The organism is Streptococcus sp. HMSC077F03 (assembly GCF_001812375.1).
GTDB classification, from domain to species: Bacteria; Bacillota; Bacilli; order Lactobacillales; family Streptococcaceae; genus Streptococcus; species Streptococcus oralis_S.
Genome location: NZ_KV808797.1, coordinates 199,665 through 214,438, shown reverse-complemented (window position 1 = coordinate 214,438; position 14,774 = coordinate 199,665). Strand labels below are relative to the sequence as shown.

At 42.2% G+C, this 14,774-nt stretch carries 15 protein-coding genes; 6 read left to right on the top strand and 9 right to left on the bottom strand.

Annotation, left to right across the window (positions count from 1 at the left end; translation table 11 throughout):
* The 4 genes from tpx to HMPREF2853_RS08240 all read right to left on the bottom strand — a co-directional run bounded on the left by tpx (position 1) and on the right by HMPREF2853_RS08240 (position 3,146).
* Positions 1-495 (bottom strand): thiol peroxidase, encoded by a 495-nt coding sequence (gene tpx, locus HMPREF2853_RS08255; RefSeq protein ID WP_070535725.1) that lies wholly within the window; start codon positions 493-495, stop codon positions 1-3.
* A 122-nt stretch (positions 496-617) separates the two neighbouring features.
* A complete protein-coding gene (gene psaA / locus HMPREF2853_RS08250; protein WP_045590532.1) occupies positions 618-1,547 on the bottom strand; it encodes a metal ABC transporter substrate-binding lipoprotein/adhesin PsaA in 930 nt (309 codons plus the stop codon).
* Positions 1,548-1,578: 31 nt separating this feature from the next.
* Positions 1,579-2,427, bottom strand: a complete 849-nt coding sequence (locus HMPREF2853_RS08245; RefSeq protein ID WP_070535722.1) for a metal ABC transporter permease — start codon at positions 2,425-2,427, stop codon at positions 1,579-1,581.
* The gene (locus HMPREF2853_RS08240) at positions 2,424-3,146 is read right to left on the bottom strand and encodes a metal ABC transporter ATP-binding protein (RefSeq protein WP_049477396.1); all 723 of its coding nucleotides are present in this window, start codon (positions 3,144-3,146) and stop codon (positions 2,424-2,426) included. Before HMPREF2853_RS08240 ends, HMPREF2853_RS08245 begins: the two co-directional genes overlap by 4 nt.
* 178 nt (positions 3,147-3,324) lie before the next feature.
* Here HMPREF2853_RS08240 and HMPREF2853_RS08235 point away from each other — a divergent pair, with 178 nt between their 5' ends.
* On the top strand, positions 3,325-5,217 hold the full coding sequence (locus HMPREF2853_RS08235; protein WP_070535719.1) for a M13 family metallopeptidase: 1,893 nt from the start codon (positions 3,325-3,327) through the stop codon (positions 5,215-5,217).
* 38 nt (positions 5,218-5,255) lie between these two features.
* Here the strand turns inward: HMPREF2853_RS08235 and HMPREF2853_RS08230 are convergent, their stop codons facing one another.
* Positions 5,256-5,885 (bottom strand): MBL fold metallo-hydrolase, encoded by a 630-nt coding sequence (locus HMPREF2853_RS08230; RefSeq protein ID WP_000690829.1) that lies wholly within the window; start codon positions 5,883-5,885, stop codon positions 5,256-5,258.
* Positions 5,886-5,969: 84 nt separating this feature from the next.
* Positions 5,970-7,043: a DUF2974 domain-containing protein gene (locus HMPREF2853_RS08225; protein WP_070535716.1), complete on the bottom strand. Its 1,074-nt coding sequence runs from the start codon at positions 7,041-7,043 to the stop codon at positions 5,970-5,972.
* A gap of 157 nt (positions 7,044-7,200) precedes the next feature.
* Here HMPREF2853_RS08225 and HMPREF2853_RS08220 point away from each other — a divergent pair, with 157 nt between their 5' ends.
* Together HMPREF2853_RS08220 and HMPREF2853_RS08215 are read left to right on the top strand one after the other, a co-directional pair.
* The gene (locus HMPREF2853_RS08220; RefSeq protein ID WP_000548980.1) at positions 7,201-7,878 is read left to right on the top strand and encodes a response regulator transcription factor; all 678 of its coding nucleotides are present in this window, start codon (positions 7,201-7,203) and stop codon (positions 7,876-7,878) included.
* On the top strand, positions 7,871-8,845 hold the full coding sequence (locus tag HMPREF2853_RS08215) for a sensor histidine kinase (RefSeq protein ID WP_070535713.1): 975 nt from the start codon (positions 7,871-7,873) through the stop codon (positions 8,843-8,845). Before HMPREF2853_RS08220 ends, HMPREF2853_RS08215 begins: the two co-directional genes overlap by 8 nt.
* Before the next feature lie 47 nt (positions 8,846-8,892).
* On the opposite strand, the gene thrS is transcribed toward HMPREF2853_RS08215, so the two are convergent.
* From thrS to HMPREF2853_RS08200, 3 genes are all read right to left on the bottom strand, one after another.
* Complete coding sequence (thrS, locus tag HMPREF2853_RS08210) at positions 8,893-10,836, bottom strand: threonine--tRNA ligase (protein WP_070535703.1); 1,944 nt, start codon at positions 10,834-10,836, stop codon at positions 8,893-8,895.
* Between the two features lie 87 nt (positions 10,837-10,923).
* Entirely contained in the window at positions 10,924-11,295 is a 372-nt protein-coding gene (locus HMPREF2853_RS10130; protein WP_070535951.1) for a hypothetical protein, read from the bottom strand.
* A 324-nt stretch (positions 11,296-11,619) separates the two neighbouring features.
* Positions 11,620-11,994 (bottom strand): hypothetical protein, encoded by a 375-nt coding sequence (locus HMPREF2853_RS08200; RefSeq protein WP_070535700.1) that lies wholly within the window; start codon positions 11,992-11,994, stop codon positions 11,620-11,622.
* Between the two features lie 195 nt (positions 11,995-12,189).
* Between HMPREF2853_RS08200 and HMPREF2853_RS08195 the strand changes: the two genes are divergently transcribed.
* The 3 genes from HMPREF2853_RS08195 to HMPREF2853_RS08185 all read left to right on the top strand — a co-directional run bounded on the left by HMPREF2853_RS08195 (position 12,190) and on the right by HMPREF2853_RS08185 (position 14,736).
* Positions 12,190-13,041 (top strand): metallophosphoesterase family protein, encoded by an 852-nt coding sequence (locus HMPREF2853_RS08195; RefSeq protein ID WP_070535697.1) that lies wholly within the window; start codon positions 12,190-12,192, stop codon positions 13,039-13,041.
* Positions 13,042-13,192: 151 nt separating this feature from the next.
* Positions 13,193-14,134, top strand: coding sequence for a hypothetical protein (locus HMPREF2853_RS08190; RefSeq protein ID WP_070535687.1), 942 nt, complete (start codon positions 13,193-13,195; stop codon positions 14,132-14,134).
* 164 nt (positions 14,135-14,298) lie between these two features.
* Complete coding sequence (locus HMPREF2853_RS08185) at positions 14,299-14,736, top strand: Rrf2 family transcriptional regulator (RefSeq protein ID WP_001167395.1); 438 nt, start codon at positions 14,299-14,301, stop codon at positions 14,734-14,736.
* The last annotated feature ends 38 nt before the right edge of the window (positions 14,737-14,774 follow it).

The following is a 14,774-nucleotide window of genomic DNA, read 5'->3' as shown; positions in this document are numbered from 1 at the left end:
TTAGTCCAGTTCTTTCACTGCAGCAATGGCAGCTTCAAAGTTTGGCTCCGTGTTAATGTTGTCAACGTATTCTACGTAACGGATGACATTGTCAGTATCGAGAACAAAGACGGCACGTGCAAGGAGATGCCACTCGTTAATCAAAAGGGCATAATCGCGCCCGAAAGAATGGTCAAAGTAGTCTGATAGCATGATGGCATTGTCAAGACCTTCAGCCCCACACCAGCGTCCTTGGGCAAATGGTAGGTCCATAGAAACGGTAAGAACGACGGTGTTGTCAAGGTTGGCAAGTTCTTGGTTGAATCGACGTGTTTGCGTTGAGCAGACACCAGTATCGATAGAAGGGACAACACTCAAGACTTTTTTCTTTCCATCAAAGTCAGCTAGCGTTTTTTTAGAGAGATCGGTTGTAGTGAGGGAAAAGTCGAGCGCCTTGTCTCCGACTTGTAGTTGTTTACCTGTAAAGGTTACAGGATTTCCTAGAAAAGTGGCCATGAAACTACTCCATTCTTTTTTCTTTTATTTTACCGAGAATTGTTAGATTTTTCCAATGATTTGACTGGAAATTGAGGGCCAAAAAAACGCCTGTTCATGTGAGAACGACGTTTTTTAATGGATTATTTTGACAAACCTTCAGCGATCTTGTCAAGGTTGTATTTCATCATGTTGTAGTAGCTGTCACCTTCTTTACCTTCTTCAGCGATTGAGTCAGTAAAGATTTGTGCGTAGATTGGGATATTTGTGTCTTGTGAAACAGTCTTCATTGGACGGTCATCGACACTTGACTCAACAAAGAGAGATGGAACTTTTGTTTGGCGAAGTTTTTCAACCAAGGTTTTGATTTGTTCAGGTGTTCCTTCTTCTTCCGTGTTGATTTCCCAGATGTAGGCACTTGGGACACCGTAGGCTTTAGAGAAGTATTTGAATGCTCCTTCGCTGGTTACAATGAGTTTCTTTTCAGCAGGGATGTTATTAAATTTATCCTTACTTTCTTTATCAAGTTTGTCTAACTTATCAGTATATTCTTTGAGATTTTTTTCATAGAATTCCTTGTTGTTAGGATCTTTAGCACTCAATTGTTTGGCGATATTTTTAGCAAAGATAATTCCATTTTCAAGGTTAAGCCAAGCGTGTGGGTCTTCTTTTCCTTTTTCATTTTTTCCTTCAAGGTAGATAACTTCAACCCCTTCACTGACTGCAAAGTAGTCTTTGTTTTCAGTCTTCTTTGCATTTTCTACCAATTTGGTAAACCAGGCATTGCCACCTGTTTCAAGGTTGATACCGTTATAGAAAATGAGATCAGCCTCAGAAGTTTTCTTAACATCTTCAGGGAGTGGTTCGTATTCGTGTGGGTCTTGTCCAATCGGAACGATACTGTGAAGATCAATCTTGTCACCAGCAATATTTTTAGTAATATCAGCGATGATTGAATTTGTAGCAACAACTTTTAGTTTTTGACCAGAAGCTGCATCTTTTTTTCCGCTAGCACATGCTACAAGAGCAATGACAGAAAGAAAGAGAACGAACAATGTACCTAATTTTTTCATTAGATCCTCCAATTTATTGGGGCTTTACCCCTTATTTTAACAAATGTTTATTTTTCAGCTTCAAATATCGTTGCTTAGGAGAGATAAAGAAACTGATTAAAAAGAAGCTGGCGGATGTGAGCACGATGCTGGATCCTGCTGCGAGATTGAAGCTATAGCCGATAAAGAGTCCCACAACAGAAGCTAGGGCTCCTAGACTTGATGAAAGAAAAATCATGCTCTTTAGGCTATTAGCATAGAGGTAAGCCGTCGCAGCTGGGGTGATCAACATGGCTACGATAAGAATAGTTCCAACACTTTGCATGGCGGTGACTGACACAAGGGTCAAGAGCACCATGAGCAGATAGTGGTAGAAATTGACGGGCATTCCCATGGCTTTAGCCAGGAGCTCGTCAAAGGATGTAATCAATAGTTGTTTAAAGAAAATCCCGATAATCAAAAGAATCAATGCCCCAACACCGATGGTGATCCACATGTCCGTATCTTGGACAGCGAGGATATTCCCAAAAAGGATATGGAAGAGGTCTGTCGAACTCTTGGCAACACTAATCAAGATGACACCTAAGGCTAAGAAAGATGAAAAGGTAATACCAATGGCGGTGTCACTCTTGATGATAGAGTTTCCCTTGATGTAGGTAATGATGATGGAAGCCATCAAACCAAAGATGATCGCTCCAATAAAGAAATCAATTCCCAGGATAAAGGAAAGGGCTACGCCGGGCAAAACTGCGTGAGAGATAGCATCTCCCATGAGAGACATCCCACGTAGGATGATAAAACATCCCACAGCTCCAGCAACAACTCCGATGACAATAGCTGTTATCAAGGCGTTTTGTAGGAAATGGAAATTTTGCAATCCATTGATAAATTCTGCTATCATAGGTCACCTCCATTGAAAAAGAGTTTGCTACCGTAGGCCTTTTTAAGATTGGCTTCGGTAAAGGTTTCTATAGTCGGACCAAGGTCTATTAATTCTCGATTGAGAAGCAAAACTTGGTCGAAATAATGGGGGACTTTGCTGAGGTCATGATGGACGATGAGAACTGTTTTACCAGATTTTTTTAGGTCTCTCAGCGTGTTCATGATAATCTCTTCACTAACCGAGTCAATCCCGACAAAAGGCTCATCTAAAAAGATGTAGTCAGCTTCCTGCACAAGGCAGCGGGCAATCAACACACGTTGGAATTGTCCTCCTGAGAGCTGGCTGATTTGGCGATCAGCATAGTCTGAAAGTCCAACGATTTCAAGAGCCTCTGCCACTTTTTTCCAGTGGCTGGCCTTTAAAGTGTGAAAAAGCGGGATAGATGGATAGAGTCCCAGTGAGACACATTCCTTGACCTTGATAGGGAAATTGTAGTCGATATGGATTTTTTGCTCGACATAGGCAACTCGATGTAAAGATTTCTTGACTTCTTTGTCGTCGAGAAAGGCCTGACCTTCATGTGGGATAATTCCCAACATACCTTTTAATAAAGTTGATTTTCCAGCACCATTTGGACCAATAATTCCGGTAATCGTTGGTCCTTGGAGCACTAGTGAAATATCCTTTAGTGCCAACGTTTCTTTGTAGGAGACACTGAGGTTTTCGATACGTATCATACAGTTGTATTCCTCCTGCCTTTTAATATACCTTAAAAAAAAAATTAAGTCAAGTTAATTTTTGAAAAATTTAAAATAATAACTGAAAAACGAAGAAAAAAGAGAAACCATTTTTAATTGCATTCCCAAGTGTTTTTTGCTAAGCTAAGAATAAGTGAAAAATGAAAGCGAGAACAAGATGACACGTTATCAAGATGATTTTTATGATGCTATTAATGGCGAATGGGAAAAAACAGCTGTCATTCCAGCTGATAAATCTCGAACAGGTGGTTTTATTGACCTTGATGAGGAAATTGAAGAGTTGATGCTGGCAACAACGGACAAGTGGTTGGCAGGAGAGGATGTCCCAGAGGATGCTATCCTCGCAAACTTTGTTAAGTACCATCGCATGGTACGCGATTTTGATAAGAGAGAAGCAGATGGGATCAAGCCCGTCCTTCCTCTGCTCAAGGAATATCAGGATTTGGAGAGTTTTGCAGATTTTACCAGCAAACTGGCAGAGTTCGAACTAGCTGGTAAACCAAACTTCCTTCCATTTGGTGTATCGCCAGACTTTATGGATGCCAGAACCAATGTTCTTTGGGCCAGTGCTCCAGGAACAATCTTGCCAGATACAACCTACTATGCTGAAGACCATCCTCAACGTGAGGAGCTCTTGACTCTTTGGAAGGAAAGTACAACGAATCTTCTCAAAGCCTATGATTTCTCAGACGAGGAAATCGCAGACTTACTAGAGAAGAGATTGGAATTGGACCGTCGTATCGCAGCAGTGGTTCTTTCAAACGAAGAAAGTTCAGAATATGCCAAACTCTACCATCCATACGCTTATGAAGAATTCAAAAAATTTGCTCCTGCCCTACCTTTGGATGACTTCTTCCAAGCTGTTCTTGGGCAAGTTCCTGACAAGGTTATCGTAGATGAGGAACGTTTCTGGCAAGCAGCAGATCAGTTTTATAGTGAGGAAGCTTGGCCTCTACTCAAAGCAACCTTGATTTTGGCAGTGGTGAATCTTTCAACCAGTTATTTGACAGATGAGATTCGTGTCTTGTCAGGTGCCTATGGACGTGCCCTTTCAGGTGTGCCAGAAGCTCAGGACAAGGTCAAGGCAGCTTATCATTTGGCCCAAGGTCCCTTTAAGCAAGCCCTTGGTCTCTGGTACGCGCATGAAAAATTCTCTCCAGAAGCTAAGGCAGACGTAGAGAAAAAAGTAGCGACTATGATTGACGTTTATAAGGAACGTTTGGCTAAGAATGACTGGCTCACGCCTGAAACGCGTGACAAGGCCATTGTCAAACTTAATGTCATCAAGCCTTATATCGGTTATCCAGAGGAATTGCCAGCCCGCTACAAGGACAAGGTAGTGGATGAAACTGCCAGTCTCTTTGAGAATGCCCTAGCCTTTGCGCGTGTGGAAATCAAGCACAGCTGGAGTAAGTGGAACCAACCGGTTGACTACAAGGAGTGGGGCATGCCTGCTCATATGGTCAATGCCTACTATAATCCTCAGAAGAACTTGATTGTCTTCCCAGCGGCTATTTTACAGGCTCCATTCTATGACTTGCACCAGTCGTCTTCAGCCAACTACGGTGGTATTGGTGCTGTTATTGCTCACGAGATTTCTCATGCCTTTGACACAAATGGTGCGTCCTTTGATGAAAATGGTAGCCTCAAGGATTGGTGGACAGAGAGTGACTATACTGCTTTCAAAGAAAAAACACAAAAAGTTATCGACCAGTTTGATGGGCAAGAATCTTACGGTGCAAGAATCAACGGGAAACTAACCGTGTCTGAAAACGTTGCTGACTTGGGAGGAATTGCTGCAGCCCTTGAAGCTGCTAAGAGAGAACCAGACTTCTCAGCTGAAGAATTTTTCCACAACTTTGCTCGTATCTGGCGCATGAAAGGCCGTCCAGAATTGATGAAACTTATGGCCAGTGTCGATGTGCACGCGCCTGCCAAACTCCGTGTCAATGTGCAAGTGCCAAACTTCGATGACTTCTTTACAACATACGATGTCAAAGAAGGCGACGGCATGTGGCGTTCACCAGAGGATCGTGTGATTATTTGGTAATACAAAAACCAAGGAGAAAATCCTTGGTTTTTTGCTTGCTAGAAAAAGGGATTAAAGGTCTTTTCGTGAGCGATGGTTGTAGCTGGACCATGCCCTGGATAGACATCGTAGTTAGGAAGAGTGAAGAGTTGAGTCTGGACACTATGGAGGAGTTGTTCCATGCTACCTGTAGGAAGGTCTGTCCGTCCGATGGTTTCGCGGAATAGAGCATCTCCTGTTAAGACTAGATGGGCATCAGGAAAAACCAGAGAAACACCACCGATAGAGTGGCCAGGTGTTGGCAATACCGTAAAACGGAACTCTTCGATCTGGTATTCCTCGTCAAAGACATAGGTGTGCTCAGCTGGTTTGCAGACGACATCCTCCATATCGTCGTGCCGTGGGAGGCCAGAGAGATTGTCTACAGGAGTGTAGAGCCAGCTGGCTTCACTTTCTGCGACGTAGACTGGGGGATTTCCAAAAGTATCTCTGACCAAGTCAAGACTCATAATATGGTCGTAGTGGGTGTGGGTCAGGAGAATCGCACAGACGGGTTTGTTGATTTTCTCGATAGTTTTGCGAATAGCTTCCCAATGGCTACCAGGGTCGACCACAATCAGGTGTTGGTCTCCCTCTATGTAGTAGGTGTTTTCATAGGCAACAGGGTTTACAGTTTTATGGATTTTCATACTGGCTCCAATCTCAAAGAATGTACTGATATCAGTATAACACAGAAGAGAGGGCTTAGGGTATCAGAAGGTCTTTTTCCTACCTTAACGATTTTTCCAAGCTTGGTAACGGGTATCAATCAAGAGTTGGGTTAAGCGTCCCATGGTTTCTCTTTCTTCGGGAGTGAGGGATTGGGCTTGGACAAAGAGATGGTGAATGTGTTCAATGACCTTGAAGGAAGAAAGGTCGTTGATAGAAGAGATGCCTGCATCGAGAATGATTCCAAAAAAGAGGTCAAAGTAGAGCTGCAGTTCTTCGTCAGGAACGGTTTCAACCCATTCCTTGAAGGTAGTATCGACTTGCTGGCTGTCACTATTGGTCTCGTCTAGTTGGACAAAGTGCTTGTCTTCAACCTGCCAACTAAAGGTGTCATGCTGGGCAAGACCGCCCAAGGCAGTGCTTCGAACGACGATTTTTTTATCCGGAATTTCCAGCATCATCCCGATGATAGAACCTTGTGGAACAAATACTTTCGTTCTTTCCATCATATTTTGATAGCCTGGTGTTTCGGTTAGTTCCTTGTGAAGTCCAGGGGCATCAAAAGTATAGACAGCGATAATATTTTTCTGCAAGTTTGGATCAAGTTGACTGGCAGCATAGACAGCTAGATTGCCCCCTTTTGAGTGTCCTGTTAGAATAACCTTTTGATTAGGATGTTGAGCAAAAAAGTCCTGTAAATACTGAAGGGCGTGTTTTTGAGCTGGGATCTCCTTCATATAGGTCATATGAAAATCTTCTTTCCAACCGATGATACTGTCATCCGTCCCACGAAAAACAAGCAAATAGGTATCGAGACTGATACGATAAGTCATGGCTGCGAACTGTTTTTGCAATTCAGGATCGATATCGTTGATAAAGTCTGAGAGCTTGCAATTTTTAAAGCGTTTGTGTTGAGCGAGCCGATCTAACAATTGAAGACGGTTCTTATTGGTCAGCATAGTCGTGTCTCTAGGGATTTGAGATGCAAGATCTATGAGGCGCTTTGGTTCTTGGGTGACTACATCATCAAAAGCAAGGTAGGTTAATTCAGTCAAGGCAAGAACATCTAACTCGTTCACGGGGAGGTCATAAAAGGAATCGTATGCTACATCATTTAAGTAGTCAAAAATATTGGCCATAAAAGCTCCTTTCTCTATGTTTATCCTACCACATTTACCTAGAATTAGCTAGTAGGCTTGCTGGCTTTTACTATTTGACTAGAGTGCTGATTCAAATACAGGTTTGCGTTTTATCCAATTAGAAAATCTGTTATAATAATAGAAAAAGGAGGAGCGCATGCACAAGATTTTACTAGTAGAAGATGATCAAGTCATTCGGCAACAAGTTGGGAAATTGCTCTCCGAGTGGGGATTTGAAGTCGTTTTGGTAGAAGACTTTATGGAAGTGTTGAGTTTATTTGTCCAGTCGGCACCTCATCTGGTCCTCATGGATATTGGTCTGCCTCTTTTTAATGGTTATCACTGGTGCCAGGAGATTCGCAAGATTTCCAAGGTACCTATCATGTTTCTGTCTTCAAGAGATCAGGCTATGGATATCGTCATGGCGATCAATATGGGAGCGGATGACTTTGTGACCAAGCCTTTTGACCAGCAGGTTCTATTGGCTAAGGTTCAGGGTTTGTTGCGCCGTTCCTATGAGTTTGGACGAGATGAAAGTTTGCTAGAGTATGCGGGTGTTATCCTCAATACCAAGTCTATGGACCTGCACTATCAGGGTGAAATCCTGAGCTTAACCAAGAATGAATTTCAAATTTTGCGAGTTTTGTTTGAACATGCGGGTAATATCGTAGCCCGTGATGACCTGATGCGGGAGCTCTGGAACAGCGACTTTTTCATCGACGACAATACCCTGTCTGTTAATGTGGCTCGTTTGCGCAAAAAGCTTGAGGAACAAGGATTAGCTGGCTTTATCGAAACCAAGAAAGGGATAGGATACGGACTGAAACATGCTTGATTGGAAATCATTTTTTCTAGCCTATCTGCGCTCTCGCAGTCGCGTTTTTACCTATATTTTTTCATTAGGCTTTCTCGTCCTTCTCTTTCAGTTTTTATTTGCTAGTCTAGGAACTTATTTTCTTTATTTCTTTCTGCTCAGTAGTTTTTTGACCTTATTATTTTTGGCTTGGGATATATTTGCAGAAGCTCAGGTTTACCGGCAGGAAGTACTCTATGCTGAGAGAGATCCCAAGTCTCCTCTGGAATGTGCGCTGGCAGAGAAACTCGAAGAGCGAGAGTCTGAATTGTATCAAAAGAAGTCGGAAGCCCAAAGCAAGCTGACGGATTTGCTTGATTACTATACCTTGTGGGTTCACCAGATCAAGACCCCCATTGCTGCTAGTCGCCTTTTGGTAGCAGAAGTCTCTGATCGGGAGGTCAAACAGCAGTTGGAACAGGAAATTTTCAAGATTGACTCCTATACCAATCTGGTTTTACAGTACCTGCGTTTAGAGAGTTTTCACGATGACTTGGTCTTTGAAAAGGTTCAAGTGGAGGACTTGGTCAAGGATATGGTTCGTAAGTACGCACTTTTCTTTATCCAAAAGGGACTGACGGTCAATCTCCATGACCTTGACAAAATTATCGTGACCGATAAGAAGTGGTTGTTGGTCGTCATTGAACAAATCCTCTCAAACAGTCTCAAGTACACTAAGGAAGGTGGGCTAGAGATTTATATGGAAGGCCAGAAGCTCTGCATCAAGGATACGGGAATCGGGATAAAAAACAGCGATGTGCTCCGAGTCTTTGAACGTGGTTTTTCAGGCTACAATGGCCGTCTGACCCAGCAGTCATCTGGACTTGGACTTTATCTATCTAAGAAAATTTCTGAAGAACTGGGTCACCAGATTCGCATCGAGTCTGAGGTCGGAAAAGGAACGACAGTAAGGATCAAATTCGCTGAAGTGAAGCTCGTTATTGAGTAAACATAAATGAGAAAAAGCCTCCGAATGGAGGCTTTTATGCTAGTTTTTTATTTCTCAACACGTGACTTGTTAGCGATATCAGCAAGGATATCTTGGACAAAGTCATCAACTGAGACAGTGTGTGTTTCTTTTTGGCCGTAGCGACGAACGTTGACTGTTCCGTCTTCCATTTCCTTATCACCAACGATCAATTGGTAAGGAATCTTGCTGGTTTGAGAAGCACGAATCTTGAACTGCATTTTTTCGTTGCGTTCATCCACATCAGCACGGACACCACGGTCACGGAGTTTTTTAGCTACTTCCCATGCGTAGTCTACGTGTTTTTCGTTAGAAACGGGGATGAGGGTCACTTGATGTGGTGCAAGCCATGTTGGGAAGGCACCCTTGTAGTTCTCAATCAAGATAGCTGTGAAGCGTTCCATAGTTGAGATAACCCCACGGTGAATCATAACTGGACGGTGTTCTTCACCATCAGCTCCAATGTATTTGAGGTCGAAGCGTTCTGGAAGCAAGAAGTCAAGCTGGATAGTAGAAAGGGTTTCTTCTTTTCCGAGAGCTGTCTTAACTTGGATATCCAATTTTGGTCCGTAGAAGGCTGCTTCACCTTCAGCTTCAAAGTAGTCAACGTCCATTTCATCAAGGGCTGCACGAAGCATGGTTTGGGCATTTTCCCACATCTCATCGTTGTCAAAGTACTTGTGAGTATCTTGAGGGTCACGAAGAGAGAGACGGAAGCGGTATTCAGTCAAGTTGAAGTCTTCATAAACATCGATAATCAACTGAAGGGCACGTTGGAATTCTTCTTGGATTTGTTCTGGAGTAACAAAGAGGTGACCGTCGTTGAGTGACATCTCACGCACACGTTGAAGACCTGTGAGGGCACCAGATTTCTCGTAGCGGTGCATCATACCGATTTCAGCGATACGGATTGGCAATTCGCGGTAAGAGTGAACATGGTGCTTGAAGACTTGGATGTGGTGCGGGCAGTTCATTGGACGAAGAACGAATTCTTCCCCGTCCCCCATGTCCATAGTTGGGAACATGTCTTCTTGGTAATGATCCCAGTGACCAGAAGTCTTGTAAAGCTCCACAGAAGCAAGTGGTGGAGTGTAAACGTGTTGGTAGCCAGAAGCCAACTCTTTGTCGACGATGTAGCGTTCCAATTCACGACGGATCGTCGCACCGTTTGGCAACCAGAATGGAAGTCCTTGACCAACTTCTTGAGAAATCATGAAGAGGTCAAGCTCTTTACCAAGTTTACGGTGGTCACGTTCTTTAGCTTCTTCACGCATTTGAAGATAGTTCTTCAAGTCTTTCTTATCAAACCAAGCTGTCCCGTAGATCCGTTGCATCATCGCGTTGTCGCTATTTCCACGCCAGTAAGCACCAGCTACATGGAGAAGGTGGAAGATTTGGATACGGCCTGTTGATGGAACGTGAGGGCCACGGCAAAGGTCCACGTATTCCCCCTGACGGTAGATAGTTAAACCACCTTCGTCTTCAGAGTGTTCTTCGATCAATTCCAACTTGTAAGGGTCGTTCTTGAAGATTTCACGCGCCTCGTCCTTGGTAACTTCTTCACGAATAGATGGGAAGTTTTCTTTGACAATCTTTTGCATTTCTTCTTCGATACGAGGCAGGTCTTCGTTAGAGATTTGACCAGCAGTATTGTCGGTATCGTAGTAGAAGCCATCTTCAATAGCCGGACCAACTCCCAAGTGAATATCAGGGAAAAGGCGACGAGCTGCTTGGGCAAACAAGTGGGCAGCTGAGTGACGCAAGATTGGAAGGGCATCTTCGTGATCAGGTGTCACGATTTCGATGCTTCCATCTTCAGTGATAGCACGAGTCGTGTCGATGAGTTTGCCGTTGAATTTACCAGCCAAGGCTTTTTTAGCTAGGGAATTGCTGATAGATTGGGCAATTTCAAAAGTAGTAACGCCAGATTCGAATTCACGAACAGCGCCATCTGGGAAAGTAATCTTAATCATGGTTTTCTCCTTAAAAATTTATCATATTTAAAAACTGAGGTTGAAGAAGTAGAGAATTCGTTATCTACAAAGAATGATAACAATTGATTATCTAAACAAATGATAGTTTAACTTTCTTATTCTAAAGATAAAGAAAGCTGTAGAAATGAATAGATAGCATACTAAGGAAAGGATTAGAGACAGATATTGTTCATCAGTCATCTCACCTCTCATGTATATCCTTAGTGGATAGTTTCTTATAGCATTAACCAAATAAATACCAGCAGTTAGACTTAGGAAATATCCTGATAGGATGAGTTTCTTTTTCTTAAAAAACATTAAGATACCAAGAAAAGGAGCAAGAAATGGCAAAAGAGGAACAAATGCAAAAAATGAAAAGACAACAATGTACTCTAACCCCCATAGACTGAGAGTTTTCATTAGCCAGACATAGACGATAAGGAAGGCACAGGGAATCACCCAAGACAATGATTTATTCATATCAACCTCCATCTTCTTTTCTTAGCTATGTTTCATTTAACTTGGCAATATCTCTATTCTCCAAACAAAAAACGACATCCTAAAAGGACGTCGCAACGTGGTTCCACCTTCATTCATGTTCCTCAAAAAAGAGGGACACCTCTGATTGGCTTTAACGTGGCCACCGTTTTATGTTTGCATAAAAGTCAGTAGAGTAGTATCAGTTTAGGCTTTCTATGCGTTTCCAGCAACCACGCACTCTCTGGTAGAAAGGGATTAAGTGACTTGTCTCTATGCATTATTATAGCATGATTGCGAGAATTTTCAAGGTTTTTGTATAATTTTTTTGTTTTTCGCTCGCTGGAAGAGATGCTTGATCCCCGCACCAGAAACCAACCCAAGTAGGGCAAAGAGCTCATAGGCTAGGAAGTAAAGCAGGATGAATTCGCCAAAGGTGATGATGGTATAGCAATAGAGCAGACCAATGCTGAGTAACCACCACAGTGAGAAATGAAATCGATAGCTATAAAGTAGCGATACGATAAAGGTTACCAGAGGTGAAAAGAGGATGATGTTGTAAATGTACAGTCCCTTCAGTGTATATGGGTCAGAGATGAGTAGTGAGAATAGCTCATAGAGTGGCCAGTAAAAAAAGAAAGTGACAAGGTAGTATGGGATATACTTAAGATAATTCCGCATGGCAATAGTCCTCCAATCTGGAAAAATTGAGAGATATTGTAGACCACATAATCCTAAATGAAGGGGAAATCTCTACTTATAGTATAGCACGATTTGGAGGCTCTTACAATTTAATCCATTGATCAGTGATAGTGATCTTTTCGAGTGTTTTCTGTTATAATACTAACAAAAGAAGTAAAAGGGTAAGGAGAAAGAATGACCAAAATAGCAGTTCTTTCAGACATACATGGAAATACGACAGCTTTGGAAGCTGTTCTGGCTGATGCTAAAGTGGCAGAGGTAGACCAATACTGGCTTTTAGGGGATATTCTGATGCCAGGAACAGGACGTAGAAGGATATTGGACCTATTAGCTAGCTTGCCTATTACAGTAAGAGTGCTGGGAAATTGGGAAAATAGTCTCTGGCGAGGCCTGCATCGCAAGTTAGATCCTACAAAAGCGAGCCATCGTTATCTCCTGCGTCAAAGTCAGTACATCTTAGAGGAGATCAGCCCTGAAGAAATCGAAGATCTCAATAATCAACCTATGCAAGTTCATCGTCAGTTTGGTGATTTGAAGGTAGGAATCACTCACCATCTCCCTGATAAAAACTGGGGTAGAGAGTTGATTCATACGGGAAAACAAGAAGATTTTGATAGATTGGTGACGAATCCACACGCCTCTATCGCAGTATATGGCCATATTCACCAACAGTTGCTTCGTTATGGAAGTGATGGACAGTTGATTCTTAATCCAGGTTCGATTGGGCAACCCTTCTTTTTAGATGCGTGGTTGCGTAAGGACCTGCGGGCCCAGTATATGATCTTAGAGTTTGATGAGGCAGGTTTGTCTGATGTTGATTTTCGTCGAGTGGATTATGATGTGGAAACTGAATTGCAGTTGGCTAAGGATTTGAAGCTTCCCTATTTCCAGGTCTACTATGAAAGTTTGGTAAATGGGATTCACCATACTCATAACCACGAATTGTTAGGTCAGATTAGTGAACAAGAAGGTTATGACAGGGATGTTGAGCTTTGGATGGAAAGAGACAAGAAAGATTGGTTTTAAGAGGTAGAAATAAGATAGTCTAGTGACTGCTGTTTTGCGATAAGTCGAACTGGATACGAATTGACGGCTTCTCAAATTTATGTTAGAATAACGGAATAAAACTAATTTGAATCTCATACTAATTGATATTCAAAATAAGAGGAGACAAATAATGAAACCAGAAGAGTTACACGCTATTGCCTCGGAGTTGGGCATGCAATTTGACGAAGATTCGCGTAGTATTTATGGCACGCAGTCAGGTTATTTACTTTTCCTGCAAGAAACTGACGTGAAAAATCAGTTTCGACTTTGTGTCAGTGTGAGTTTGAATGGCAATCCTGCGGATTCAGAAGAAAACGAAATGGTTTGGGATGAGTTTAAGAGTGAATCTCTTCCAAACTTGTCGACCTTGTCTATCAACCAGTACCTTGTTTCTTTTGTTGTAAAAGGTGCCATGCGCAAATCCAAAACAATTGAAAAGTTACAGACGCTCATAACAGACCTCGTTGCATTCCTTGAAACCCATCATTTCGTCCAAGTGTGTGCCTACAGTGGTCAGGAAGGCCCCGTTGGTCTCTATCAATTAGGTGATTCAATTTTCCTTATCAACGAGGAAAGCTATCAATTGCTGAAGAGCAACCTTCAAATCGAGGTGGATTCTTATCAAAATAAAAAGGAAAATGTTCTTCTTGGAGCAGTTGGTGCCTTGCTGGGAGCCTTGATTGGTGGAGCAGTTGCTCTATTTATCGCTCGTCTAGGTTATGTAGCTATGGTAGCGGGTATTGTTCTGGGGATTTGTACCATTAAAGGATATGAAATCCTTGGAAGAAAGGTATCTCGAAAGGGGATTGTGATTTCCTCTATTTGGATGGTGATTACTGTCTTTCTAGTGAATCAAATTGATTTGGCGATGGAAGTCGTTGCCAAACTAGGGGTTGAGTTTGCCTTTGCTTTCCGAGTGGTGAATGATTTAATCTTTAGCGGTCATTTTCCAGATAACTATTTTTATAATCTAGCTATGTTAGCTGTGTTTACCTTAGTTGGTGCTGGGGTGTCTATCAGCTCAGTCTGGTCAAGTCATAAAACAAAAGGGATTGTCCGTAAAATTGCATAAAAAATAAGTCTTTGTATGCCCTCTACCGTTCTGGTTGTCAAGAGGGATACAGGACTTTTTGCATGGAGAAGGTAATCATTCGTTAATATTTGACAGGAAAACCAAAAACGGTATAATGTTTATACGGGAAAAGATGAATAAAATATCAATGAAAGGAGAAGAAGATGCAAATTTCAAGCCGATTTACAATTGCGACTCATATGATGATTATTATTGCAATGCAGGATACAGAAAGTAAAGTAACCAGCGATTTTCTTGCGGCTAGTGTCGGAGTCAATCCAGTCATTATCCGAAAGACTTTATCGCAACTCAAAAAAGCAGGATTGATTTCAGTTGCTCGTGGTACGGGAGGAACTGAGATAATAAAAGACCTTCAAGAGATCAGTTTGTTGGATGTCTACCAAGCTGTGGAGTGTTTAGGAAAATCCGGTAAGCTCTTTAGTTTTCATGACAATCCAAATCCTAATTGCCCAATTGGTGCGAATATCCATGCAGTTTTGGACCAAAAGTTGTTTGATGTTCAAGCAGCTATGGAAAACCAACTGCGTCAGACAAGTCTGGCTCAGGTTGTGGCAGATGCTCAGAATAAACTGTCTAAGTAAGAGGACTAAGGTTCTCTTTTTCTATTGCCGCTCTTTTT